Source organism: Curtobacterium sp. L1-20 (assembly GCF_048755855.1).
GTDB lineage: Bacteria > Actinomycetota > Actinomycetes > Actinomycetales > Microbacteriaceae > Curtobacterium.
Map to the genome: position 1 here is coordinate 2,871,993 of NZ_CP151473.1, position 22,540 is coordinate 2,894,532.

Here is a 22,540-nt window from a genome sequence, read left to right on the forward strand (position 1 = left end):
GCGATGTAGCCATGTCCGGAAGCCGATCCGCTACCGGTCGTCCCGCAGGGTGAGCGCGCGCCTCGTCCGTCGCCCAGCCAATGCCCGCTGCACGCATGCGTCACCGTCCTTCGTGTCACGGATCATCATCGCCACCAGAGCGACCTGCCGCACCCTGCTCAACCACGCTCCGACCCCACCTGAAACCGCTTCCCGATGGCGCGTTGCGCGATCAACGGAGAGGTGCAGAGGGCCACTGCAGGATCTGACCGAACGCGAGTGAGCGCGACATCGGGTGGGGAAGCGTCGCTTCACTCGTCTTTGTCGCGCGGTCTTGGTCAGCGTCGGAGGGTGCGCTTCGGGTACTCCCCGAACCGGTTGACGTACTCGCGCGAGAAGCGGCCCATGTGGGTGAACCCCCACCGCGATGCGATCTCCGCCACGGAAGCCTCTTCGCGATCAGCTCGGACGAGTTCGGCGTGCGTTCGCCGGAGGCGCACCTCCCGCACGTACGCCATCGGGGTGCGGTCCAGTTCGCGTTGGAACGCTTCCTGCAGCCCGCGGACACTGAAGCCAGCAGCGCGAGCGATGTCCGCGACAGTCAACGGTTCCGCCGCGTGGGCGTGGATGAAGTCCACGGCTTCGCGCAGGCGGGAGCGGTTCCACTTCGAGAAGGTGGTCGGCAACGGCTCGGCCTGGAACCGGTACAGGGCCAGGAGCGATCGGACGATGTCACGTTGCGCTTCGTGCCACACCAGCGACGATGCTCCTCCGGATCGGAGGGCGTGCATCGCGGATGTGACCGAACGCCGCCACTGCGTGATCGCCTCGGGCGTCGGCACGGTGAACCGATCGAACGCGATGGTGCCGTCGACGAGGTACTGCTCCGCGGCGACGTCGAGGACGAGGTCCCGGTTCAGGTGCACGATCCGCTGGTCCCAGTCCTCGTACTCGATCTCGAAGCGCTGTTCGACGGGGAACAAGGTCGGGACGCCCGGCTGCATGCGGACTTCGTCACGTTCGATGTCGACACGTCCTTGGCCCGCGTCGAGCCACTGCACGACGACCTCGCCCTCCACGGCGACGTCCCCCCGGAGGTATCCGTGCATCTGCGAGCGGCGGATGCTGAGCTGATCGTCGCCCACGGCGACGTACTTGTACCAGTAGTCGGTGTCGACGTGCGAGGAGTACCAGGCGCGCCCGGCGTACATCCCAGCGAGGTCGCGGATCGCGGTACCAGTGTCCGTACCCGCGACGGCGACGATGGGGCTCAGTGCGGCGCCGGAGGCAGCCGCCTGGTCGCCGGAGGCGCGCGCCGGAGCTACCGGCGCCGATGACCGAAGGCGCTCGGGGCCGTTGGTTCGGCGAACCCCACCGATCGACGTGATGCCGTCCTGGGCGGAAAGAGGCTGCACGGTCATCTTCGGACTGCCTTCCGCGAGGCATCGCCGCCTCATCAATGCTGGGCCGCCTCGCTGCGTCAGTGCTTCGCAGGCGGCGAAAACCATCATGACGACGCGACCGCGTTGTGACCCGGCGATTCAACGCTACCCGTGACGGCCGTACCCGCAGAAAAACGTCCTCTCCGCGCAAGTGCGAGCACGAGCCGCCCTCGCACGCTGCGATCCGGCCGAGCGCTTGTGCCAGTTGCATTCTGTGCTGGGTCAGCCGTGGTCTCGTCCTCCGCGAAGGAGCGTGCTCGGTGGGAGGCCCTACTACAGGTGAGTTCGTGGCGGGGCTAGCCGTCGGACGCGCTGATGGGCGCAGCGTCCTGTCGAAGGGCATCCGCGAGGAGGGATGCGAATCGTTGTACCGCCGTCACCTCATCCTCGCTGAGTGCATCGATGGTCTCGATCAGCGGAGCACGGACGTGGCCGTAGGCGCGCGCTAAGTCCTGCTCCGCGGTACCGGCGGCAGTCACGATGACGCTGCGCCGGTCCACCGGGTTGGGCTGGCGCTCGGCCCGACCATCCCGCACGAGTCGGTCGATGAGCTTTGTGATCCCCGCAGTCGATAGGTGCAGGATCCGGGCGAGTTGCGTCGGCTTCACCGCTCGTCCGTCACGGCGTGCGAGCACCAGATGCCGCAGTGCAAGGGCATCAACGGGCAGCATCCCCAGCGCGCGCAGTGCCTGCTCGTCCGCGTCATGGACGCTGTCGCTAAGTGCTTCCAGACTCAAGATGGCCGCTGCACCAGCGGCAGTGCGCGGCTGGTGCTCGAACAGGTCAGCCGTCCCAGGACCCTGGTTGTCGGAGGTCATCTCATCCCGTCGGTCGCATGGTGGACAAACCCATGCTCCCCCGACCACCTGAGAACTCAAACTGAGTAAGTAGTCAGCCAGGTAAGACAACTGTTGCGGTCACGACGCCACCGATCTTCGGTGGCGGAGATCAGAAGGAGTCACCATGTCGAACACGGCAGGAAGCCCCGCACGACACGACTCAGTCGTCCGTGCCACCTGGAACGAGACCAAGTCCGCGCTCAAGACCACCGAGTTCTACGCCTGGCTGGTCGTGTCGATCGCGATCCTCATCGCGTCGGCCGTCGTCGACAACGCCGACGAGGGCCACACCGGCTTCGGCGCCGATCAGGCCTGGTTGTACGTCGCGATCGTGACGGCCGCCTACGTCGTCAGCCGCGGGATCGCGAAGGCCGGCGTGCGCAAGCCCGACTGGAACGACGACGACCGCCACAACGTCAACGGGCGCTCGAACTGAGCTCAGCGCACCAAACGCCCCGGCGCTGGCCGATGGCGTGCCCGCGAGCAGACGCTCGCGCACCCTCAACTGGCACCTGAGTGACTGTGGGCCGTTCCGATTCATCGGAGCGGCCCACACCTGCTTGTGTCGCCTGCCGCAGGATCAGCGACGAGGACCAACGCACCGCCCGCAGCGTCCGCGCCCACTCCAGTAGACCTGAACGCTAACCGACGCCGGGCCCTACCGTGTCGGGCTGCTCGCGTCGAGGTTCCGGTCCTCGTGCACCGGCCGCGCCGGCCCCGCTGCGGCAGCAAGATCCCGCAGGTGCCGGACGAAGTCCTCATGATCGCTCTGGAACTCGAGTTCGTCCTCCGGCGCCGGACTCAACGTGATCTGACTCGCCGGCCCGATCAGCACCGTCTCGATCGAGGGCTGCCCAGCCTCATCGAACGTGGGGACATCGACCGTGTCGGTCTTGTCGTTCGAACCGAGGACAGCGGCGTACTCGATCACTGCATCCGCGACATCATCCGCGACCATCGTCGGCTGCCCGTTGTAGTGGATGTACTTCATACCCACCAACCAACGACCAACCCCGTGCACACGCACTCAGCGACTCACGAGTTAGGCCCTCATCGGTGCACCTGCGGCGTCTCATTAGCCGAAGCGTAGGATCGTCTCAGCTTCACCGATATCCGCGAGGAGAACACATGCTGCTGATCCCGGGCTTCATCCCGATCGTGCTCATCGTCACGTTCGCCCTCATCGGAACCGCCGTGTGGGGCTCCTCGAAGAAGAGCCCCACACAGCTGCGACAGGACGCTGAGGCACGCGAGCGCCGCGCCCAGCGCGCGGCAAACCGCTCCTAGTCGAGCGGGCAAGAAGAGGCACGCCCCCTAGGGGCGTGCCTCTTTGCTGTGTCTGCACCGGGGCGAGTTCAACGTCTCGTTAGCCGATGGGGAACCGGACGTTGCATCCCGGATTGATGAGCTCAGAGTGCCTGGGCGAAGTTGCCCTGGAGTCGTGAGAACACTCGCTGTGCTGCGATGAGGAGCACGGTACCGACGAGGAGAGCAATGCAGAGCCTGACGAGGTGTTCCGCAGGCCAAGCGGGCTCTGTGGCTGCGCCGTGAGCCCAGATCGCTCGTTGCAGTCCGAGGATCGAGAGCGTGAGGGGGTTGTTCGTGTAAACGGCCAGGAGCCAGTCGACCTTCAGACGCTGCAGCACCATCGAGTACGAGTACACAATCGGGGATGCCCAGAGGAGAACCATCAGTCCGACGTCGATGATGAACTGCACGTCTCGGAGATAGACATTGAGCGCAGCGAGCACGAGCCCGATCGCTGCGCTGTAGACGAGGATCACGAGCAGTGAGGGAACGAGGAAGATCAACCCCTCGTGCCAGGGGAACGCCCGTAGGGTGACTGTCGCCGCGATCAGGATCGTGAACTGGATCAGGAAGTTCACCAGCGCTGCGCCGATGCTTGCGAGCGGGAACACTTCGCGTGGCACGTACACCTTCTTGATCAGCCCGCTGTTGCCCACGATGGAGCCGGTTGCGCCGGCGACGACTTCGCTGAAGAGCGTGTAGGCGGTCAGCCCGGTGAAGACGTAGATGGCGAAGTTGTCGATCGAGCGTGCTGAACCGAGGATCGTCCCCATCACGAAGTAGTAGATGAGCAGTTGAGTCAGTGGCCGCACCAGCGTCCACACGAAGCCGAGTGCTGAGTCCTTGTACCGCGCTTTGAGGTCGCGGCGGATGAGCATCCCGAGCATCTCGCGCTGTCGGAGGATGGCGCGAAGTTCTCGCCAGGTCCCCCTGAAGGCGCTGCTCCGTGCCCCGACGACGATGAGCGGCTCCTTGGCGAGTTCTGCCATGCGCGCGTGGTTGACCAACGGGCTCCTCATTCACAGGTGTTCGACCACGGTAGGAAGCATGGAGCGGTTCCTTCTGGATGTTGGTGCGATGACCTTGCCGAAGGCTCAGTGTTCGCATCGGTGGCCTAGTTCGCTGCTTGATGGAGCTGGGCCTGGTCCTTCATCAGAGTTTCCCCTGACGGTTCGGGGATGCTTGTCCAAGCGGCGGTCGTCTGATGGACGCGCGCGCAGGTGTCGGACGGGAGGGCCACTTGCACCAGAGCACCGCATCGCAGCCCACACAGCCGTGGGGGGCGGCGGTTTTTGGTCGCCGCGACGGAGACGGCCATTTTGCTCAGCAGCGTCGCATATCTATTCGTTGGGCAGTTCTGGACGCTGGTGCTGTGGGAGGCCGTCACACTGGCGTACTTGCTCGGTGGTCTGTTAGCGGTGTGGTCCGGGCGCCGTACGGATGAGAGCAAGAGCGCACTCCAGGAGTTCAAGCGGTGGTCATGGCTGTTGCCGTTGGTCGCGAGCGCGACCGGTGCCTACTCGGCAGTCGTGGCGCTGGTAGCTCAGGCAGACGGTGGCGGCGGCGCACTGCCGTTCGCCGTCACGGCATCGATCGGTGTCGTGCTGTCGTGGACGTTGCTGCAGGTCGGGTTCGCACACACCTACTGGGCGGCTGACGGTGGTGGTCGGCGCCGTGGTGTGCGCTTCCCGGGGAAGCGCACACCCGCACTGATCGACTACCTCTACTTTTCGTTCACTATCGGGACCGCGTTCGCGACCTCGGACGCGCAGGTCGAGAGCCTTGGTGTCCGAAGGGTGGTGATGCTGCACAGCATCTTGAGCTTCTTCTACAACGCGCTCGTCGTCGCGGTCGCGTTCCAGGTGTTGCAGCAGGTCATCCGGAACTGACCGCACCCGGCACGACTGCTGAAGGTCAAGTGCGCTCACATTGCAGGCGGTCGGGACAGCGACGATGTCAGGTCTTCTGGGCGGACCTCGGATGCTCTGGGGCGCCACGGAGCTCGAGCGAGGTGGTGTGCGATGGAGTTGGCGACGGCGACGAGCGGCACGGCGAACAGGGTTCCGGGGATGCCTGCGAGGAACCCGCCAGCGGCGACGGCGAGGACGACGGCGAGGGGGTGGACGTTGACGGCGGCGCCCATGATCAACGGCTGGAGGACGTGACCTTCGACCTGCTGCACGATGAGGACGACGGCGAGCATGATCACGGCGGGCACGGGTCCGAGGAACACCAGCGCGACGACGACGGCGAGGACGCCGCTGGCGATCGCGCCGATGATGGGGACGAATGAGCCGAGGAACACGGCGATGACGATCGGTACCAGGAACGGGAACCCGTCGAAGAACAGACCGATGATGAAGGCGCCGACGCCGATGCCGATCGCGTCGACGAGGGCGACGAGGATCTGGACGCGGGCGAATGCGGTGAGCGTTGCCCAGCCGGCGCGACCGGCACCGCGCGCTGCTTCGCGTGCCCGTCGGGGGAAGAGGCGAACAGTCCACGCGAAGATGCCGCGGCCGTCGATGAGGACGAACAGTGTGGTGAACAGGACCAGCAGTGCGCCGGCAAGCAGAGTCCCGATGACGCTTCCGGCGTTCAGGGCGCCTGTGATCAGGGATTGCGCGTTGTCCTGAAGGGCGTTGACGGCGCTGGTCAGCGCGCCGGTGATGTCCGCGTCGGTGAGGGAGATGGGTGGCTCGTGCAGCCATGCGGATACCTGGTCGAGTTGGTGCACGATCGCGGTGCGGAGGGCTGGGAGACCTGCTCGCAGCTGCCAGATGACCAGCGCTGCGAGGCCGCCGGAGACGCCGATGACGCCGACTTCGCTGACGGTGACCGCTGCCCACTTCGGCCACCGGTGTCGCTGCAGCCACTCGGAGAACGGCACCAGGAGCGCTGCCAGGATCAGTGCGACCAGGACCGGGATGACGATGATCCTGAGTTGCACGACGACGACGAGGATCACTGCAACGGCGATCGCGATGAGGAGGAACGCCTTCGACCATGCGGCGGCGAGGCTGACCGGTGTCGGCAGCGTCGTGCGCGGCTCAGCGGTCCGAGGGGTGGTGTTCATGGCCGGTTTCTCTGTTCAGTGGTCGATGGCGGGATGCGGGTGCAGGCCGAGTTGGGCCTGCACCCGCCATCGCGTGGGTCAGCGTGCTGACGGGGTGGGGGTTGCCGGCTGCGTGGTGGCGGCCAGTAGCTGCGCGACGTCGGTGGCGGCTCGGTGGCCGGAGAGGATGGCGCCGTTCATGGTTCCGGAGGTCTCATCGGCGGTCTCGGTGCCGGCCCAGTGCACGCGTCCCACCGGTTCGCGGAGGAATCGTCCGAACGTGGTCCATGCCTTCGGTGCGACGGCGGGGTTGGGGCCTCCCGGGGCGAAGGTGTCGTTGCCCCAGGAGAAGTCCTGGTAGTCGATCAGTTTCAGCGCTTCGGCCCCGTACAGGTGCACCAGGTGTGCGAGGACCCGCTTGGATCGTTCGTCGCGGTCGTACGCGTCGAAGCCGCGAGGGTCGCAGAACACCATGAGGATGCCGGGGCCGTCCGCGCCGGGGCTAACGTCGAAGGTGAGGAACACGGTGTCATCGTCGGAGACACCCTCGCCGGAGAGTCCCCGGTCGCGCCAGAACGGACGGTCGTACGCGACGAACGCTTTGCTGAGTGCGCCGAGCCGCCAGGTGCGTGACAGGCCGCGGTGCTGTTCGGGCAGGGCCGGCTCGAACGTGATCGCTGCCCGGTGGGTCGGTGCGGTGGCGACGATGACGTAGCGAGCGTCGACGGTCACGCCCTCGGCGTCGACGGTGACCGTGTCGCCGTGCGTCGTGATCCGGTGCACGGGTGCGTTCACGATGACGCGGGGGCTGAGCGTGTCAGCGAACCGGGCGACGAGGGTGTGCACGGTGCCGAAGATGCGGTCCTGTTGATCTCCGCCCTCGACGGCCATCATGTGCTCGAGGCCGCCGAGGGTCTTGATGTATCGCAACGCGTTGAACAGGGAGATGTCGCCGGCAGGGGCACCCCAGTGCACCTTGCTGATCATGTCAATGAACTTCCGGGTGTCCTGCAGTGCGCGCTTCCGCGTCAGCCATGCACCGAGCGAGAGCGCGTCGTACTCCGCTGCGCGCGGGTGCGTGTGGGCGTCCTCGGTCGGCAGCTGGTCGACGATCTTCTGCAGCGCTCCCATGATCCGGGTGAGGTCGAGGACCACCCATGGGGCAAGCGCCAGCGCGCTTTCGGCCCGTCGGCGACCTCGGAAGGAGATCAGCCCCTTGCCGTCGTGGAACTGCGGGACGGTGAGGCCGCCGAGCCGGTCGATGAGCTCGTGCATGGCCGTGTGGTCCGGTGCGACCCAGGTCGCGCCGGCGTCGACGGGGACCCCGGCGACGGAGGTGGTGTGGATGCGGCCGCCGACGCGGTCGCGGCCCTCGAGGACGAGGACCTTGTAGCCGTCGTGGGTGAGTTGGTCAGCGGCGGACAGGCCGGCGAGGCCAGCGCCGACGATCACGACGTCGACGGATCGGGCAACGGTGGTCATGGGTGTTCTCCGTTCTTCGCGGCGGTGGGCCGGGGTCAGTTGGCGGGTGCGGGCACCGGGCGGGATGCGGCGCGGGCGGCCGTGGTGAAGGTGCGGTGAGGCACGTCAGCGCGGCGGACCGCGAGGGCGGCGCCGATGAGGGAGCGGTCAGCGGTGAGCCGCTGCCGGAGGTTCCCGGCGGTTGCGTGTTCGACCAAGCCCGCGGTCAGCAGCTGTGCGGATCGGACGAACGGCAGCAGCCGCCGCCGGTAGCGCAGCGCTGCGGCGGCGATGTTGTCGGGGGTGCGGCGGAGCTCGTCGGCGAAGATCGCTCCGCCGACGAGTCCTCCGTGCGCGCCGGCTCCGGAGAGCGGGTCGATGCAGTGCGCGGCATCGCCTATGAGGACGACGTTCCTGGCGTGCCATCGCGGCGCCCGGACCTGTGCGAACTTCGTGACGCGGATCCGGTCCGGTGCGGCGGTGCGCACCTGGTCGACGAACGGGGCGAACCGTTCGCTGGCGGTGGCGAGCAGTTTGGCTGCGATCGGGAGGAGGTCGGGTCCGTGCTGCCGGCCGCGGCCGAGGTTGATGGAGGTCAGCACGAGGGTCTCGTCGTGGTCCGTGTACGGGAACACTTGCGCGCCTGCACGGTCCCCGAGCAGGATTGCCGCTTCGGTCGTGCCGGCCATCCGTCCGGGCACGTTCACCCAGAGGTGGTGGCGGCCGTTCTCGTAGATCGCCGACCGGCCGTCTTCGACCGCGAGTCGTCGCACGGTGGAGTTCAGGCCGTCGGCGCCGATGATCAGGTCGAACTTCTCAGCGCTGCCGTCCGCGAAGCGGGCGACGACGCCGGTGAGGGTGTGCTCGATGCCGACGAGCTCGACGCCGTACTGGAACGGCACCCGACGTTCCGCGTGGCGAGCGATCGTCGCGACCAAGTCACCACGGCGGGCGGACCGGTACCCGTCCGTGCGCATCCGAGCGAGGTCCTTGCCCTTGCGGGTGACGGTGATCGTCGCGGTCGGCGTGCTGAGCGCTTCGATCTCCGGCAGGACGCCGATGCGCTGCACCATGCGCATCGCGGTCCGGTCGAACAGGATCTGGTACCCGCCCCGGTAGGGCTCGGTGATGGCGTCGACGACGCGGACGTCGTGTCCGTCGTGGGTGAGCATGAGCGCGACACCGCTACCAGCGATGCCGGCTCCGACAACGAGGATCTTCATGGGGAGTGCCTTCCTTGGTCGCTCAGTGCTCGACGGGGGTCTCGGCGCGGGACGGGATGGCCCGCCACGCGATCGCCGCCGCGACGATGAGCAGCACCGCGGCGATCACGGATGTCCACTGCATGCCGACGGTGAAGGCGTGCTTTGCCTGTTCGATGACGGCGGCGACATCCGGCGCCGTGCGGTCCAGCTGCGTCAGGCCCGTGGCGAGGGACTCCCGCATCGACTGCTCGATGTCGGGGTTGCTGATGGCGGGCAGGTGGGCTCGGTAGAACGCGAGCTGCACTGAACCGAGAACGGCGATGCCCAGGGCCGCTCCGAGCTCGTACGCGGTCTCGGCGATCGAGGATGCCGCGCCGGCACGGTCCCGCGGGGCGGCGCCGACCACGGCGTCCGTGGTGAGCGTCATCGCCAGCCCCGCACCGAACCCGACGATCGCGAAGCCGATGATGATCCCGGCCAGCCCGTCGAGTCCCTCAGCGAGAGCGAGGACGCCGAGACCGATGGCGCCGAGCCCCAGACCGACGCTGATGGCGCGGCCTCGTCCGAGCTTGCCGACCATGAACCCGGCCAAGCCGATCACGATGATCGACGCGACGGTCGCCGACAGCTCCGACAGCCCCGCCTGCAAGGGGTTCAGTCCCCGCACGAGTTGGAGGTACTGGGAGAAGAAGAACAGCAGCCCGACGAACGCGAAGATCGACACCGTGTTCGCCATCACCGCGCCGCTGAACGCCGGCGACCGGAACAGGGACACGTCGATCAGGGGCCGGGTCAGTCGATGCTGACGGCGCAGGAACCACCATCCGGCAGCGCCCCCCACCAGGACAGCGACGGCGACGCTCCAGTCGAACCCCTCCGCGAAGACGTGCTTGATGGCGTAGACGATCGCGACGATCGCAACGAAGGACGACAGCGCTGACAGGAGGTCGACGCGTGCGCCGCGTGGATCGCGCGACTCCGGCAGCAAGAAGACGCCACCGATCAGGACCAGCACCATGATCGGCACGTTGATGAGGAACACGCTGCCCCAGTGGAAGTGCTCCAGCAGCGCGCCGCCCACGATCGGGCCGACCGCCGCGCCCGCCGTCGCCCCGGCGGCCCACACGGCGATCGCGCGGGTGCGCTGTGCCGGGTCGGTGAAGATGTTGCGCACCAGCGCGAGGGTCGACGGCATGATCGTCGCGCCGCTGATACCCAGGATCGCGCGGGCGGCGATCAGCATCTCCGGGCTCGTGGCGAACGCGGCGAGCAGCGATGACAGCCCGAATCCGAGCGAGCCGATCAGCAGCAGTCGCTTCCGGCCGATGCGGTCGGCGAGGTTGCCCATCGTGACCAGCAGTCCGGCCAGCGCGAACGAGTAGATGTCGCCGATCCAGAGCAGCTGCGTAGCGGTCGGGTTGAGATCCGCAGACAGGGCCGGCACCGCTAGTGCGAGCACGGTGCCGTCGATCGCGAGCAGGAGCACGGCCAAGGTCAGGATCCCGAGCGCGGCCCAGCTGCGCGCGGTCACCGGAGCGGAAGTCGTCGAAGTCACAAGCATCACCGTACCGACCAAATGGTCGGCTGTAGAACGCATGTAGACTGTTGTCAGGAGATGAGCAGCTTCGGCGCTCCTTTCCTGATCAGATGGACGAGGATCTTCCCCCGACGACAAGGAGCAGGCCATGCCGGAGTACGACCAGTCGCCGGAGCGATCGACGCGTAACTCCGAGCGCACCCGAGCAGCGGTGCTCGCGGCGGCGGCGGAAGCCATGACCGACCGCGGCACGGGCGTTTCACTCGACTACATCGCCAAGCACGCCGGCGTCTCGAAAGGCGGTCTGCTCCACCACTTCCCGAATCGGGAAGCCTTGATCGTCGCGCTCGTCGACGACGCGCAACAACAGCTTCGAGACAGCGTGCTCCAGCATCTGGACCTCACCGAGAACCGCCCGGGCAAGCTCCTCCGTGCCTACGTCCGCGCGATGACGTCAGGGGCCGATGCGACGCTGCAGTACTTCACGGCGGCGCCATCATGGGCCGGGATCTACCAGATCCCGAAGGTCAGCGAGATCACGGCCGCTGACACGCGCTGGTGGAACGAAAACCTTGCAGCTGATGGCTTGTCCGCGGATCGGATCCTCGTCGTCCGACGCGCGGCGGAAGGGATCGCTGCCGCCGTCGCGTACGGCGATGAACCGCCATCGTCAGCAGAGCGCGCTCGTACTCTCCTCCTGCACCTCGCTGACGGCGGCGAGCTCGCTAGCCACGACGTCTGAAAACGGGAGCAGAGACACGTCCGATAGCCGATCGCCTATCGGTCGTCCACGGCTGCGGCCGTGACGCAGCGTTCCAGGAGGGCGATCGCGCGCCGGGCGTCATGCACGGTGAACTCGACGTCCTTGCCAGCTCGCGATGCCACGGCACGGGAAAGCAGGTCCTCGAACTCCGGCCATCTCCGCGCAGCGAAGCGCCCAGCATCGGTCTTGGACAGAATCAGCCCGCGCTCGACCGTTGCAACCAGCCGAGCCGGCCCCAACACGATCCAGCGCATCGCCACGGGGTTCACATTCGCCGTCTCCAAGCGACCCGCGAGCTTTTCCCGTGTCTCGGATCCGAGCCGCGCCCAATACGTGGAGAGGTTCGTTCGAGAGAACGCCCTCGCACCGTCCAGTGCTCCTGGGAAACGTCGTGCCGATGGCCGCCAAGCTGATGCTCCACCGTCGGAGACCGTCGCCTCGGCGCCGTTCTCGATCTCGCACCAAGTCACCCAAGTCAACTCCCCGCCCTCCCCCGCGGGGATCAACTCACCGCCGATGACCTGGGGCGCGACCTCGATCGCGTCCGGGCCCGCGGCAAGCTGAGACTCGGTGAGGTAGACACCGTCAATTTGCGTTCCCGCCTCGGGCACTGCGTGAAGCTCAGCGATGACGGGTAAGTCGTCCGCTGCAACCGGACGAGTCGTGATCAGCACGAGGTCGATGTCGCTGATCCCCGGACGCCAGTCATCGAGCATGGCCGAACCGGTCAGCACGAGCGACCCAAGGAGTCCTGGGAGTCGCCGTCGATGCTCTCGGGCGAACGCGTCAACGAGCGGTTCAGGGGTGCGCTCCGCGGAGGTCTCCATGCACGCAATCGTGGCATGGGTCCGTCTCAGTAGCCGATCGGCTATCGAGACGGATTGGGTGATTCGGCTGGTGCGAGCGCCGGCTTGGCGGCCAACGTGCGGCCGTGGCGGGCTGCTTCCTGTTCGGCGTGGCTCCGCAACTCGTCAGCCAGGGCCGTGAACTGGTCGAGGGCCGGGTTCACCCCGACGAGGGTGAACTCGCGCTTCACCACGTCGAGGTCGAGCTGCCAGACCTCGGCGAGGACGCGCCGCATCCACGATGTGGCGTGGTCCCAACCTTCCCGCGGCGTTCCAGCGGAGTAGTTGCCTCCCTGCACAGTGACAAGAACGGCCGGCTTGCCGGCGGTGATGGGAACGACGCCGGGCGTCATGCGTGGGTCGGTCAGCACGAGGTCAACGTAGGACTTGAAGTGCTGCGAGACGCCCCAGTTGTACAGCGGGACGGCGAACAGCAACGCGTCGGCTCTGGCGATTTCGTTGGTCAGCTCGCTTGCCAGGGCGGCCGCTGCGACCTGGGCGGGCGTGCGCTCGGAGTCGGGCGTTGCCGACGCTGCGACGGCGTTGGCCCACGCGTCAGCGGGCAGGGGTTCGACACCGATGTGCCGGCGAGTCACCGTCGAGCTCGGGTGCTCGGCGCTCCACTCGGTCTCGACGATGTCGCCGAGCGCTCGGCTGGTAGAGCCCTCGGTACGGATGCTGGCATCGAGGCGGAACAGGTTCATGGCACTCCTTCGATCGCTTCCAGGCCGTCGACCTGAACAACAGTTACGATCGGTAACCCTGCCCGCCGGGTTCCCGTTACCGCAAACGAGCCCCTGTTACCCGGCAGTGACCACGGGAGACCACATGACGGAACAGATGGCACTGAAGACGTTGCAGGACAGGCTCGACCAGACCATGCCCACGATGGCCGAGCTGTGCACGAGCGAGGATCCGGAACTCTTCCGGTCGCTGCTGACACGCATGGGTGACAAGTGGACGCTGCTAGTGATCGGGGTGCTCGGCGACGAACGGCGCCGGTTCACCGAGCTCTCCGAGGTCATCCCTGGCATCTCGCGCCGGATGCTGACCGTCACCTTGCGCGCACTCGAGCGCGATGGGCTCGTGTCGCGGACGGTCTACGCGCAAGCGCCGCCCCGCGTCGAGTACGAGCTCACCGACCTCGGGCGTTCGTTGCAGTATGTGGCTCTCGCCCTCGCTGACTGGGTCAGAGAGCACCAGCACACGATCGTTGACAACCGGCAGGAGTTCGACAGCGACCCCCGGCATTGATGACGACGGCTACCGTCACTAGCGAAAGTTGAACCGTTCGTTCAACGATCCCCTACCGATGCGTTCCTGACAGCAAGTCGACTCTCGTTTCCTGAAGGTGTAACCTCGCGCACGTCGGGGTGAAGCGTCGGAACGCCCCGTGCCTCTTGGCTCCCATGGCGCGCAGATCCTGCGTCTTCGGAGTCCTCATGCACACCCCCGTTATCAAGCCCACTCTCGTGATGGGTGCCCGCGGCAGCGTCGGCCGTCACGTCCTCGACGCTCTCATCGCGCAAAGCGTCCCGGTGCGCGCCTCAGCCCGGAAGCCTGAACCGGACCAGTTCCCCGCGAATGTCGACGTCGTCGCCGCGGACCTCACCGATCGCACCAGTCTCGATGCCGCATTCGCCGGCATCGGTCAGGTGTTCCTCTACGCCAACCACGCCGGCGTCGCCGGCGTAATCGACGCCGCACGGAACGCCGGGCTTAGCCGGATCGTGCTCATGTCTTCCGGCAGCGTCATCCACCGCACCTCGGCGGGCAACGCGATCACAGAGGAGCACCGCGAGGTCGAAGACGCGTTCGCCGCAGCAGACGACCTCAACGTCGTGCCGATCCGGCCGTTGGTGCTCGCGACCAATGCGCTCGGCTGGTCCTGGCCTATCAAGGCCTCTTCCTCGGTCGCGCTGTACCGGCCGGACGCTCTCACGGCACCGATTCATGAGAAGGACATCGCCGCCGTCACGGTCGCCGCTCTGACCGGTACCAGGAAGCCGGAAGTGAGCGACCTGCTCACCGGGCCCATGCGCATCTCGCAACGGGAACAGGTCGCCGAGATCGCAGCGGCGACCGGGAAGAGCATCGAAGTCACGGAACTCAGTCGTGACGAGGCGGCAGCGCAGTTCGTCCGGTTCATGCCCGCTCAGGAAGCCGACGCGGTGCTGCAGTTCCTCGACGATGCCGCGGCCGGCAACTCCCCTGCGACGACCACCATCGCCGACGTGCTCGACCGGCCGGCGATCGGGTTCGACGTGTGGGCCGCTGACCACGCCTCGGACTTCTGACACCGGAAGGTCACCCTCATGTCGGAAGCATCGCTCGGGAAGATCCTCCTCACCGTCACGGCCGTCTACGCCGGCGCTGGACCGTTCGTGTTCGACTGGAATAGGACGCACATCCACAACCCCGACTGGCCGCCCCACGCGAAGTTTCACAACGCGCAGACCATGAGCCTCGGCGCGGCACTGTCCGCCGCCGCGCTGACTGCGATCTGGGGCAACGGACGCTGGAATCGGAATCGACTCACCGTTGCCGCAATTGCCGCGTCCTTGTACTGGGGCACACAACTCAGTGCATCGGCGTACCCGGGCGTCTCGATGGCAGACCCACCGGCGAAGACGAGCCGACTGGGACCACAGACCTACGTAGCTGCCGTCGCGCTGGTGGTGAACGCCATCTCGGCCGTCCTCGAACACCGCCGCGTCCACCGCTAACACTGGACCAGACACCGCACCGTCGTCGAGCGGAACCACCGTCCACTCGACGACGGCGCACCAGCCTCTCAGCCCCGAAGAACACCGGAGGATCAGTTGACCGCCTACGACGTCGAAGCGTGGCACGACCTATTCGTCATGACCGGGGGCGCAGCAGCAGCACTCGCCGGACTGATCTTCGTCGCCGTGTCCCTCAACCACGAAGCGATCCTCGAAATCGCCGCTCTGCCAGCTCTCGCCGCACGCACGTTGAGCATCCTCATCGGTCTGGTCCTCCTCAGCCTGGTCTGCCTCGCACCTGGGCAGTCGCGAGTTCTACTCGGTGCGGAGGTTCTCGGGATCGGGGTCGCCCTCGCCGCCATCGTGCTCACCACCACCATCCGCAACATCGGCGGTGCCGACCAAGCGCAGTGGCGAGTCAGCCTCATCGCACTTGCGATTATCGGCTCCCTCCCCGCCGTCGTCGCCGGAGCCTCCCTCCTCGCCGACGTCGGCGGCGGCCTCTACTGGCTCCTCGTACAGGGCATCACCGGCATCATCGTCGCCGTCTACTACGGCTGGATCCTCCTCATCGAAATCCGCCGATAGCGGTACAGAGGACGCCGGCATCGATCGAATCGAGGACGACAGAGGCGTCTCGATAGCCGATCCGCTATCGATACGGACGGTGACCCCTGATTCGGCACGAGTTTCATGCTCAACGATCAACGATCTGCCGGCCGAGGGTCTACGGGCGCGATGCGCGAGGAGGTAAGACGGCGATGCACTCACCGCGGAGCGGGGTGAGTATCGCCTCTGCCAGGTCCTCGAGCTGGTCGGCCTGACTGGGGCTGAGGAGTCCGAAGACACGTTCACGCACCTGGGTCACATAGCCGGGCTCGACCGCGTCGACCAGCGTCGCCCCGGACTTGCTCAAACGCGCCAGGGTTCGCCGTGCGTCCGCTGGGTCTGTGCTGCGCAACAGGAGCCCGCGACGCTCCAACCGGCCGACGATGCGGGAAAGGTGCGACGGGGTGACACTCGCGGTCGCGGCGAGACGGCTCATGTGAATCTCGCGGTCCTCGCTCGTCGACAGGCATCGCAGCACGCCGAACTCCGCGTGACTCAGATCGGCAGCATCCTCGAGCCAGGTGTCGAGTTCCGCGGGAAGCCACATCATCACGCCGACCAGCAGAGCCCAGGTGCGGTCCTCCTGCAGGGAGAGGCGGTCGTCGGTCACGGTGGCAGCTTAGTTCGCTTGCTACGGAAAGGAAACCGCGCTAGCGTTCCTTTCCGTGGCAAGAATTCGTCGCCGCGTCGGCTCACAGAGAGAACCACGTTCATGCGCGCTGCCCGCTTCCACTCCTACGGATCCCCCGACGTCCTGGCGGTCGAGGATGCTCCCGAGCCCCATGCCGGCGACGACGCGGTCCGGATCGCGGTCCGGGCCGTGAGCGTCAACCCGATCGACGTCCTCCTGCGCGCCGGTCAGCTCGCCGAGTTCCTGCCGCTCGACCTGCCCGCGACCCCGGGCCGCGACGCCGTCGGCGTCATCGACGAGGTCGGCCCCGGGGTGACCGACGCGGAGGTCGGCGACGTCGTCTTCGGCCTCGGCGGCGTCAGTGACACCACCGCCGAGTTCGCCGTCCTCACCGCTTGGGCGCATGTTCCCGAGCAGTGGACCACCGCGCAGGCCGCCGCAGCGGGTCTCGCCGGCGCGACCGCCGCGGCAGCCCTCCAGGAACTCGGCGACCTCAGAGGCTCGACGCTCCTGGTCGAAGGCGCTTCCGGTGCCGTCGGCTCCGCTGTCGCCGCGTTTGCGGTGGCCGCGGGTGCGACCGTCATCGGGACCGGGCGCGAGCCCAGCCATGACGCTCTCCGAGCCATCGGCGTCGTCCCGACCACGTACGGAGACGGGCTCGCCAGCCGCGTCTCGGCACTCGCACCGGGCGGAGTTGACGCCGCCGTACACTCGGCCCCGTCGAACTCGCTCGAGGACCTCGTCGCGATCGTCGGCGACGCCTCCCGCGTTGTGACCGTCGTTGACCACCAAGGCGCTACTCGCCTGGGTGCCCTACAGGCGAACGCCCGCAACGATTCCGTTCTGCTCCGTCAGGGCGCCGACCTCGGTGCCGCCGGTGGATGGACGCCGAACGTCGATCGCGAGTTCATCTTCGAGGACATCGTCGACGCGCACACCGCGGCCGAGAACGGCAGCGGAAAGATCGTGATCACCGTCCGCTGACTCCGGGCTGACGCCCGGAAGGCGATCAAGTAGCGAGTGAACCCGTCGCGGAACCCTGCTCGTGCACAACGTCGGATGGGACATCAACGTCCGGTAGAAACTCGGCGCTGGAAGAACTTGCGGCTCCGGGCACGGAGGCATCGATGGCTTCTGCAGTAGCGGGCGTCAGATTGTCCGCGTCGGTGTGGTGCTTGTCGTTCGTGGGCACGTGAAGAGAGTAACGGTGCTTCGCGGAGTCCACTCGGTCCGGATTGCGTGTCTCGAGAGCGGATCGGCTATCGAACGGCCATCAGGATCCCGATCGGGGACGTTGATGAGCAGCGAAGGCTCGTTCTTCGATATCGGTCGCGGCCGTACTCTGACCTCACGTACTACGGTTCGAGCGTGCCCGCGTTCTCCACCGACGACATCCTCGGCAACAGGCTGGACTTCGAGATTGCCCGCGATGGATTCGTGGGCAGGCTGCAAGGTGATGCTGCGTTGCGCAACGCCGAGACGTGGCTTCGGCGCGAGGGCTATCGGGTCATCGAGCTGGACGCCGGGGCATGGAGAGAAGCCATGCAGATGCACATCGCCTTCGCGATCGCCCTCCAGTTCCCCAGCCACTTCGGGAAGAACCTGGACGCGCTCAACGACTGCATGTCAGACGTCGCCGAGGCGGACTACGGGTGGGACGCGACCGAGACTGGCCTCGTCCTGATTCTCGCCGGCTTCGACCGATTCGCTCAACGACTCCCACGGACTGCCGACCACGTGCAGCAGATTCTGGGGAGGCAGGGACGCTACGCAGCACTCTTCGGAAACCGGCTCCTCACGATCTTGTCCTGAAGAGGATCGGGTTGCGAGACGACGCGACTTTGGGGCGCCCAGCGGATCCTCGCGCCATGAACGCTCTACTGATCGGGTACGCCCGCGTCTCAACCCACGAACAGGACCTCACCGCTCAACGCGTCGCGCTCGAGCGCCTCGGAGTCCTCCCGCCCAACATCCACACTGATCACGGCCTGACCGGCACGAACCGATCGCGACCCGGACTTCGTGCAGCACTCGCTTCCTGCCGTGACGGCGACACACTCGTCATCGCGAAGCTCGACCGGCTCGCGAGAAGCTTTCGAGACGCGGAAGACATTGTCGACGAGCTCACCGCCAAGAACGTCAAGCTCAACATCGGCGGTTCCGTTCACGACCCCAACGACCCCGTCGGCCGCCTGCTGTTCAACGTCCTCGCGATGGTTGCCGAGTTCGAGTCCGACCTCATCCGAGCTCGCACCCGCGAGGGCATGCAGATCGCGAAAGCGAAAGGCCACCTCCGCGACCGGCAACCCAAGCTCAGCACCGCGCAACAACGTCACCTCCTCGAGGTCCACGAAGCTGGCACGCACTCGGTCGCGGAACTCGCCGAGCTGTTCGGCATCGGACGAGCGACCGTCTACCGCTGCATCAACCGACAAGCCCACCCCGACCGCTGACCATCAGCTCCGCTCCCGAGACCAACCGTCCGAGAGCGGAGCATCATCGGTGGCCAGAGCCGTCACGGCCCTCACCCCGCCGGTCCCGAGCGCGGACCGTTGCTGGTCGACCGTCCCACGGGTTGTGCCGGATGGTCGATGCGTGGGGTCGCCGGTGCCCGTACGGTCGGAAGATGCTCCAGCGAACTGCCGCCGTCACCGCAGCCCTCGTGATCACGCTCGTCTCGGTCACGGGGTGCGCCGCAGGGCCGGGAGGCGCGGCCTCCTCCGCCACGTCGGCGGCGGTTCCGCAGCTGGACCCGCAGGTCGCGTCCACGCTCGACGACGCACTCCGCGCCGTTCAGGCGAGCCCCGGTGTCGCGAGCGCGACGAACCGGATCGAGCTGCACCAGCGCTACACCGCCGCCGACGGAACGGACGTCACGCCCCCTGGCCTCGACGCATGGAACAACCGCGACGCCGGCCCGGCCGCACCGCCGCCGATCGGCGGTGTCTCACCGGATGATCCCGGGCTCCCGCCGGTACCCACGCCCTCGGCCCGTCCCGCGCCCCCGGCCGGTGCGACCGAGATGCACTCGTTCTCGAGCGCCTTCGTGGTCACGATGGAGCCGGACGCGACCCCGTCGGAAGCGTCCGCGGTTCCGGTCGCAATGGCGGAGCGGATCGCCTGGACCGGTGTCACCCTCACGCTGCAGGTGCCGGCCGGGCCGGGACACGTTCGCTCCACCGTCACCTACTCGGGCACGTTCGACCAGCAGATCCCTGACGGAACCGCCCTCGGTGTCGCGTCCGGATTGGCGACGCTCGCAGCCACGCCCGGCGTGACCGGACTCGAGGCGAGCATCCCACAGACCATGCGCGTCGACTACGGCTCGCTGACGATCGGGGTCTCCCCGGCCGACGACGCCACGCTCGCGCGGGTACACGGGGTGATCGACGGAACCGCGTTCGCCGGGACCACGCTGCACGGGTCGTTCGGGAACGGGGCGAAGCCCTAGTCGGAGGCACGACTGCACGATGACGGGTTGGCCGCACCGCTTCATCACGGGCATGCTCGACAGGTGCTGAACACCTACCGCCGATCGACCGTCGCAATCCAGACCATCGGCGCGGCGCTCCTCCTCACGGGCTGCACGAGTCACGGCAGCGGGAACGGGCTGCCGAAGGACTACGGGCAGGACTGGCTCCGCCAGATGTCATCCCAGCTTGCTGGCGACGACGCGGGCGGTGGCGGGCAGCTGCTCATCGACGAGGAGAACTCGGAGCAGGCCCGCGCAGAGGTCACACTGCAGACGCAGCTCGCGGGCCCGTACGACGTGCTCGCGGTCTGCCGGTCCACGAAGACGGTGCACCTCGCCATCCACGACATCACGACCACGCAGGACAAGTACGGCGTCTCGTTCGACACCGACTCGCTCATCGGCGAAGCGAACATCCACTGCGGAGCGACGACCCGCATCCCCATCGAGGTGCCGAAGGGCCGCGACGGCATCACGCTCACCGCGACCACCAACGACACCTCCGAGCGAGCACTGTTCGACGCGTTCATCGTCACGCGCGGTTCCGATCAGTGACGCGTGCTCCGCGTCCGCCTGCAAGAACCTGTTCTCGACACCACCGCGCCCGGTCGCAGCCACAGACCGGTCCCGGAGGCGACGGCCCAGCGGAACGGTGCGCTGCGCTCTGACTGCACCGCGGCTTGGTGCTCCCGTGTTCTCGGGCCCGACTTCGGGCAGTGCAAGCCGTGGACGACCGACGGCACCCGATCCAGATCGCCTCCCCCGCGGCACCCGGGCGTGTCGGCCGACGACGACAGCGGACACGACGAAGAACCCCACCCTCCGGATGGAGGATGGGGTTCTGGTGGTGCGCCCCCTCGGACTTGAACCGAGAACCCACTGATTAAGAGTCAGTTGCTCTGCCAATTGAGCTAGAGGCGCATGGTGTGCAGTTGTCTGTCGCTGCCGCACTCGCGTGCTGCAACGGGAAACAACAATAGCATGGGTTTCGCGTGCTCTCGACCACTCGGGGCACCGAACGTGAACAGGAGCACCATGACCGACCGTCTCGCCGCCGGCGACACCGCCCCCGACTTCACCCTCCCCGACCAGGACGGCACCGAGCACTCGCTCGCGGCCCTCCGCGGCAAGAAGGTCATCGTGTACTTCTACCCGGCGGCGTCCACCCCGGGCTGCACCACCGAGGCGTGCGACTTCCGCGACAACATGTCGTCGCTGCAGGCGGCCGGCTACGAGGTCCTCGGCGTCTCGAAGGACGACCTGCCGGCGCTCAAGGAGTTCCAGCACGAGCAGGCGCTGACCTTCCCGCTGCTGAGCGACCCCGACCTCGCCGTGCACAAGGCGTACGCCGCCTGGGGCGAGAAGAACAACTACGGCAAGATCGTCACCGGCACGATCCGGTCGACGATCGTCGTCGACGAGGACGGCACCGTCCAGCTGCCGCTCTACAACGTGAAGGCCACGGGGCACGTGGCGAGCCTGCGGAAGAAGCTGGGCCTGGTCTGACGACCGGCCCACCCTGCAGACGGGAGGCGCGGTGCCAGCTGGCACCGCGCCTCCCGTCTGCGCGGAGCGCGCGTCACTCCACCGGACGGGCGAGCGCCTCGGTCACCGGACGGGACAGCACCAGCGTGATCCCGAGCAGGGCCGGGATCAGCAGCAGCCAGCCGACGGCCGGCACGCGGAACACGCCCTGGAAGGCGCCGATCGCGAGCGCCCCCTGCAGGACCTGCCAGACGATGATCCCGGAGCGCACCCACGGGCGACGGTTGCGGAGCCCGATCCACAGGGCCCCGAGCCAGAGCGCCGCGATGGCCGCGAGGATCGTCAGCGCGATGCCGGACGCGATGCTCGAGGCCGGGGCGACGACGAGTTCGACGAGCAGGACGACGGTCACGACGACGAGGGCGGCGAACTCCAGGCCGACGACCACGAGGAGCGCCACGAGCGCCGGAGACCTCCGCTCGGCGGGTCCGGACTCGTTCGGGGTGGTGTCGGGCACAGCATTCCTCCAGCGTCGGAACCCTTGATTTGGCTCTACCAGTATGGAACGATATTGGAGGTCGTTTGGACGGCACGATGTGGTGTGCGTCTCCCGTGGTTCGACGCTCCTCCCCCGAGCGTTCGCGGGCGTCAGACTCGCTTCCAGCGGATTCCTCCCCCACGGGTGTCCCCTCGTGCCTCGCGCATGCCCAGCGTTCCGATCCCCGAGCCGCGGCCCCGGCCTGCCGTTCGAGCATCGATTTCAAGGAGCACCACACATGGACTGGCGTGACCAGGCAGCCTGCCTCACCGCGGACCCCGAGCTCTTCTTCCCCGTCGGGAACACCGGACCGGCCGTCGACCAGATCGAGAAGGCCAAGTCCGTGTGCGCGCGGTGCACGGTCACCGAGATGTGCCTGCAGTACGCCCTCGAGAACAACCAGGACTCCGGTGTCTGGGGTGGTCTCAGCGAGGACGAGCGTCGCGCGCTGAAGCGTCGCGCCGCCCGCGCCCGCCGCGCCTCCTGACGCTGCTCGCCTGACGCATCCGACGCCCGTCGCTCCCCCGGGGAGCGACGGGCGTCGTCGTGTGCGGGCACCGGCGCCGTGCGCGCGGTCGAGCGGTCGAGCGGTCGAGCGGTCGAGCGGTCGAGCCGAGTCGAACCACGGGTCCGACGTGGAACCAG

At 67.3% G+C, this 22,540-nt stretch carries 27 protein-coding genes and 1 tRNA gene; 15 read left to right on the top strand and 13 right to left on the bottom strand.

Annotated features, from left to right (window positions below; genetic code table 11):
* Positions 1-317: 317 nt before the first annotated feature.
* Together AAEP86_RS14970 and AAEP86_RS14975 are read right to left on the bottom strand one after the other, a co-directional pair.
* On the bottom strand, positions 318-1,400 hold the full coding sequence (locus tag AAEP86_RS14970) for a helix-turn-helix transcriptional regulator (protein WP_420368092.1): 1,083 nt from the start codon (positions 1,398-1,400) through the stop codon (positions 318-320).
* Positions 1,401-1,717: 317 nt separating this feature from the next.
* Positions 1,718-2,239, bottom strand: a complete 522-nt coding sequence (locus AAEP86_RS14975; protein WP_420368093.1) for a MarR family winged helix-turn-helix transcriptional regulator — start codon at positions 2,237-2,239, stop codon at positions 1,718-1,720.
* A gap of 145 nt (positions 2,240-2,384) precedes the next feature.
* Between AAEP86_RS14975 and AAEP86_RS14980 the strand changes: the two genes are divergently transcribed.
* A complete protein-coding gene (locus AAEP86_RS14980; protein ID WP_420368094.1) occupies positions 2,385-2,696 on the top strand; it encodes a hypothetical protein in 312 nt (103 codons plus the stop codon).
* A gap of 222 nt (positions 2,697-2,918) precedes the next feature.
* On the opposite strand, the gene AAEP86_RS14985 is transcribed toward AAEP86_RS14980, so the two are convergent.
* Positions 2,919-3,251: a hypothetical protein gene (locus tag AAEP86_RS14985; RefSeq protein ID WP_420368095.1), complete on the bottom strand. Its 333-nt coding sequence runs from the start codon at positions 3,249-3,251 to the stop codon at positions 2,919-2,921.
* 137 nt (positions 3,252-3,388) lie between these two features.
* Here AAEP86_RS14985 and AAEP86_RS14990 point away from each other — a divergent pair, with 137 nt between their 5' ends.
* On the top strand, positions 3,389-3,547 hold the full coding sequence (locus AAEP86_RS14990) for a hypothetical protein (protein ID WP_420368096.1): 159 nt from the start codon (positions 3,389-3,391) through the stop codon (positions 3,545-3,547).
* A gap of 122 nt (positions 3,548-3,669) precedes the next feature.
* On the opposite strand, the gene AAEP86_RS14995 is transcribed toward AAEP86_RS14990, so the two are convergent.
* Positions 3,670-4,557, bottom strand: coding sequence for an ABC transporter permease (locus AAEP86_RS14995; RefSeq protein WP_420368097.1), 888 nt, complete (start codon positions 4,555-4,557; stop codon positions 3,670-3,672).
* A gap of 303 nt (positions 4,558-4,860) precedes the next feature.
* On the opposite strand from AAEP86_RS14995, the gene AAEP86_RS15000 reads away from it, so the two are divergent.
* Complete coding sequence (locus AAEP86_RS15000) at positions 4,861-5,457, top strand: DUF1345 domain-containing protein (RefSeq protein ID WP_420368098.1); 597 nt, start codon at positions 4,861-4,863, stop codon at positions 5,455-5,457.
* Between the two features lie 35 nt (positions 5,458-5,492).
* Here AAEP86_RS15000 and AAEP86_RS15005 read toward each other — a convergent pair whose 3' ends face one another.
* The 4 genes from AAEP86_RS15005 to AAEP86_RS15020 form a co-directional block, all read right to left on the bottom strand.
* Positions 5,493-6,644 carry an AI-2E family transporter gene (locus tag AAEP86_RS15005; protein WP_420368099.1) on the bottom strand — a complete coding sequence of 384 codons (1,152 nt, stop codon included), beginning with the start codon at positions 6,642-6,644 and terminating at the stop codon, positions 5,493-5,495.
* A 78-nt stretch (positions 6,645-6,722) separates the two neighbouring features.
* Positions 6,723-8,105: a flavin monoamine oxidase family protein gene (locus tag AAEP86_RS15010; RefSeq protein WP_420368100.1), complete on the bottom strand. Its 1,383-nt coding sequence runs from the start codon at positions 8,103-8,105 to the stop codon at positions 6,723-6,725.
* A gap of 35 nt (positions 8,106-8,140) precedes the next feature.
* Complete coding sequence (locus AAEP86_RS15015) at positions 8,141-9,307, bottom strand: FAD-dependent oxidoreductase (RefSeq protein ID WP_420368101.1); 1,167 nt, start codon at positions 9,305-9,307, stop codon at positions 8,141-8,143.
* Between the two features lie 22 nt (positions 9,308-9,329).
* The gene (locus tag AAEP86_RS15020; protein ID WP_420368102.1) at positions 9,330-10,976 is read right to left on the bottom strand and encodes an MFS transporter; all 1,647 of its coding nucleotides are present in this window, start codon (positions 10,974-10,976) and stop codon (positions 9,330-9,332) included.
* On the opposite strand from AAEP86_RS15020, the gene AAEP86_RS15025 reads away from it, so the two are divergent.
* Positions 10,975-11,568 (top strand): TetR/AcrR family transcriptional regulator, encoded by a 594-nt coding sequence (locus AAEP86_RS15025; protein WP_420368103.1) that lies wholly within the window; start codon positions 10,975-10,977, stop codon positions 11,566-11,568. The two genes, AAEP86_RS15020 and AAEP86_RS15025, sit on opposite strands and share 2 nt — an antisense overlap.
* A 35-nt stretch (positions 11,569-11,603) precedes the next feature.
* Here the strand turns inward: AAEP86_RS15025 and AAEP86_RS15030 are convergent, their stop codons facing one another.
* Together AAEP86_RS15030 and AAEP86_RS15035 are read right to left on the bottom strand one after the other, a co-directional pair.
* Positions 11,604-12,416: an aminoglycoside adenylyltransferase domain-containing protein gene (locus AAEP86_RS15030; RefSeq protein ID WP_420368104.1), complete on the bottom strand. Its 813-nt coding sequence runs from the start codon at positions 12,414-12,416 to the stop codon at positions 11,604-11,606.
* A gap of 41 nt (positions 12,417-12,457) precedes the next feature.
* The gene (locus AAEP86_RS15035; RefSeq protein WP_420368105.1) at positions 12,458-13,138 is read right to left on the bottom strand and encodes an FMN-dependent NADH-azoreductase; all 681 of its coding nucleotides are present in this window, start codon (positions 13,136-13,138) and stop codon (positions 12,458-12,460) included.
* A gap of 124 nt (positions 13,139-13,262) precedes the next feature.
* On the opposite strand from AAEP86_RS15035, the gene AAEP86_RS15040 reads away from it, so the two are divergent.
* The 4 genes from AAEP86_RS15040 to AAEP86_RS15055 all read left to right on the top strand — a co-directional run bounded on the left by AAEP86_RS15040 (position 13,263) and on the right by AAEP86_RS15055 (position 15,748).
* Entirely contained in the window at positions 13,263-13,688 is a 426-nt protein-coding gene (locus tag AAEP86_RS15040) for a winged helix-turn-helix transcriptional regulator (RefSeq protein ID WP_420368106.1), read from the top strand.
* A 221-nt stretch (positions 13,689-13,909) separates the two neighbouring features.
* The gene (locus AAEP86_RS15045; RefSeq protein WP_420368107.1) at positions 13,910-14,731 is read left to right on the top strand and encodes an SDR family oxidoreductase; all 822 of its coding nucleotides are present in this window, start codon (positions 13,910-13,912) and stop codon (positions 14,729-14,731) included.
* 18 nt (positions 14,732-14,749) lie between these two features.
* A complete protein-coding gene (locus AAEP86_RS15050) occupies positions 14,750-15,160 on the top strand; it encodes a DUF6640 family protein (RefSeq protein WP_420368108.1) in 411 nt (136 codons plus the stop codon).
* A gap of 96 nt (positions 15,161-15,256) precedes the next feature.
* Positions 15,257-15,748 carry a hypothetical protein gene (locus AAEP86_RS15055; protein ID WP_420368109.1) on the top strand — a complete coding sequence of 164 codons (492 nt, stop codon included), beginning with the start codon at positions 15,257-15,259 and terminating at the stop codon, positions 15,746-15,748.
* Between the two features lie 139 nt (positions 15,749-15,887).
* On the opposite strand, the gene AAEP86_RS15060 is transcribed toward AAEP86_RS15055, so the two are convergent.
* Positions 15,888-16,379: a MarR family winged helix-turn-helix transcriptional regulator gene (locus AAEP86_RS15060; protein ID WP_420368110.1), complete on the bottom strand. Its 492-nt coding sequence runs from the start codon at positions 16,377-16,379 to the stop codon at positions 15,888-15,890.
* Positions 16,380-16,481: 102 nt separating this feature from the next.
* On the opposite strand from AAEP86_RS15060, the gene AAEP86_RS15065 reads away from it, so the two are divergent.
* From AAEP86_RS15065 to AAEP86_RS15085, 5 genes are all read left to right on the top strand, one after another.
* A complete protein-coding gene (locus AAEP86_RS15065) occupies positions 16,482-17,384 on the top strand; it encodes an alcohol dehydrogenase catalytic domain-containing protein (protein ID WP_420368111.1) in 903 nt (300 codons plus the stop codon).
* A 384-nt stretch (positions 17,385-17,768) separates the two neighbouring features.
* Positions 17,769-18,212 (top strand): barstar family protein, encoded by a 444-nt coding sequence (locus tag AAEP86_RS15070; RefSeq protein WP_420368112.1) that lies wholly within the window; start codon positions 17,769-17,771, stop codon positions 18,210-18,212.
* 56 nt (positions 18,213-18,268) lie between these two features.
* The gene (locus AAEP86_RS15075) at positions 18,269-18,853 is read left to right on the top strand and encodes a recombinase family protein (protein ID WP_420370504.1); all 585 of its coding nucleotides are present in this window, start codon (positions 18,269-18,271) and stop codon (positions 18,851-18,853) included.
* Positions 18,854-19,026: 173 nt separating this feature from the next.
* Entirely contained in the window at positions 19,027-19,851 is an 825-nt protein-coding gene (locus AAEP86_RS15080; protein ID WP_420368113.1) for a hypothetical protein, read from the top strand.
* 63 nt (positions 19,852-19,914) lie between these two features.
* On the top strand, positions 19,915-20,427 hold the full coding sequence (locus tag AAEP86_RS15085) for a hypothetical protein (protein WP_420368114.1): 513 nt from the start codon (positions 19,915-19,917) through the stop codon (positions 20,425-20,427).
* Positions 20,428-20,717: 290 nt separating this feature from the next.
* Here the strand turns inward: AAEP86_RS15085 and AAEP86_RS15090 are convergent.
* A tRNA-Lys gene (locus AAEP86_RS15090) sits at positions 20,718-20,793 on the bottom strand.
* A gap of 114 nt (positions 20,794-20,907) precedes the next feature.
* Between AAEP86_RS15090 and bcp the strand changes: the two genes are divergently transcribed.
* A complete protein-coding gene (gene bcp / locus AAEP86_RS15095) occupies positions 20,908-21,378 on the top strand; it encodes a thioredoxin-dependent thiol peroxidase (RefSeq protein WP_420368115.1) in 471 nt (156 codons plus the stop codon).
* A 73-nt stretch (positions 21,379-21,451) separates the two neighbouring features.
* On the opposite strand, the gene AAEP86_RS15100 is transcribed toward bcp, so the two are convergent.
* Positions 21,452-21,874, bottom strand: coding sequence for a hypothetical protein (locus AAEP86_RS15100; RefSeq protein ID WP_420368116.1), 423 nt, complete (start codon positions 21,872-21,874; stop codon positions 21,452-21,454).
* A 259-nt stretch (positions 21,875-22,133) separates the two neighbouring features.
* Here AAEP86_RS15100 and AAEP86_RS15105 point away from each other — a divergent pair, with 259 nt between their 5' ends.
* The gene (locus AAEP86_RS15105) at positions 22,134-22,382 is read left to right on the top strand and encodes a WhiB family transcriptional regulator (RefSeq protein WP_022904217.1); all 249 of its coding nucleotides are present in this window, start codon (positions 22,134-22,136) and stop codon (positions 22,380-22,382) included.
* The last annotated feature ends 158 nt before the right edge of the window (positions 22,383-22,540 follow it).

What these genes read in the sequence shown, in the direction of transcription:
- AAEP86_RS14990 (WP_420368096.1), top strand. Translation starts at nt 3,389, where the DNA reads ATGCTGCTGATCCCGGGCTTCATCCCGATCGTGCTCATCGTCACGTTC.
- AAEP86_RS15045 (WP_420368107.1), top strand. Translation starts at nt 13,910, where the DNA reads ATGGGTGCCCGCGGCAGCGTCGGCCGTCACGTCCTCGACGCTCTCATC.
- AAEP86_RS15065 (WP_420368111.1), top strand. Translation starts at nt 16,482, where the DNA reads ATGCGCGCTGCCCGCTTCCACTCCTACGGATCCCCCGACGTCCTGGCG.
- AAEP86_RS15010 (WP_420368100.1), bottom strand. Translation starts at nt 8,105, where the DNA reads ATGACCACCGTTGCCCGATCCGTCGACGTCGTGATCGTCGGCGCTGGC.
- AAEP86_RS15015 (WP_420368101.1), bottom strand. Translation starts at nt 9,307, where the DNA reads ATGAAGATCCTCGTTGTCGGAGCCGGCATCGCTGGTAGCGGTGTCGCG.
- AAEP86_RS15005 (WP_420368099.1), bottom strand. Translation starts at nt 6,644, where the DNA reads ATGAACACCACCCCTCGGACCGCTGAGCCGCGCACGACGCTGCCGACA.
- AAEP86_RS15035 (WP_420368105.1), bottom strand. Translation starts at nt 13,138, where the DNA reads ATGAACCTGTTCCGCCTCGATGCCAGCATCCGTACCGAGGGCTCTACC.
- bcp (WP_420368115.1), top strand. Translation starts at nt 20,908, where the DNA reads ATGACCGACCGTCTCGCCGCCGGCGACACCGCCCCCGACTTCACCCTC.
- AAEP86_RS14970 (WP_420368092.1), bottom strand. Translation starts at nt 1,400, where the DNA reads ATGACCGTGCAGCCTCTTTCCGCCCAGGACGGCATCACGTCGATCGGT.
- AAEP86_RS15080 (WP_420368113.1), top strand. Translation starts at nt 19,027, where the DNA reads ATGCTCCAGCGAACTGCCGCCGTCACCGCAGCCCTCGTGATCACGCTC.
- AAEP86_RS15020 (WP_420368102.1), bottom strand. Translation starts at nt 10,976, where the DNA reads ATGGCCTGCTCCTTGTCGTCGGGGGAAGATCCTCGTCCATCTGATCAG.
- AAEP86_RS14980 (WP_420368094.1), top strand. Translation starts at nt 2,385, where the DNA reads ATGTCGAACACGGCAGGAAGCCCCGCACGACACGACTCAGTCGTCCGT.
- AAEP86_RS15025 (WP_420368103.1), top strand. Translation starts at nt 10,975, where the DNA reads ATGCCGGAGTACGACCAGTCGCCGGAGCGATCGACGCGTAACTCCGAG.
- AAEP86_RS14975 (WP_420368093.1), bottom strand. Translation starts at nt 2,239, where the DNA reads ATGACCTCCGACAACCAGGGTCCTGGGACGGCTGACCTGTTCGAGCAC.
- AAEP86_RS15050 (WP_420368108.1), top strand. Translation starts at nt 14,750, where the DNA reads ATGTCGGAAGCATCGCTCGGGAAGATCCTCCTCACCGTCACGGCCGTC.
- AAEP86_RS15030 (WP_420368104.1), bottom strand. Translation starts at nt 12,416, where the DNA reads ATGGAGACCTCCGCGGAGCGCACCCCTGAACCGCTCGTTGACGCGTTC.
- AAEP86_RS14985 (WP_420368095.1), bottom strand. Translation starts at nt 3,251, where the DNA reads ATGAAGTACATCCACTACAACGGGCAGCCGACGATGGTCGCGGATGAT.
- AAEP86_RS14995 (WP_420368097.1), bottom strand. Translation starts at nt 4,557, where the DNA reads ATGGCAGAACTCGCCAAGGAGCCGCTCATCGTCGTCGGGGCACGGAGC.
- AAEP86_RS15040 (WP_420368106.1), top strand. Translation starts at nt 13,263, where the DNA reads ATGACGGAACAGATGGCACTGAAGACGTTGCAGGACAGGCTCGACCAG.
- AAEP86_RS15105 (WP_022904217.1), top strand. Translation starts at nt 22,134, where the DNA reads ATGGACTGGCGTGACCAGGCAGCCTGCCTCACCGCGGACCCCGAGCTC.
- AAEP86_RS15075 (WP_420370504.1), top strand. Translation starts at nt 18,269, where the DNA reads ATGAACGCTCTACTGATCGGGTACGCCCGCGTCTCAACCCACGAACAG.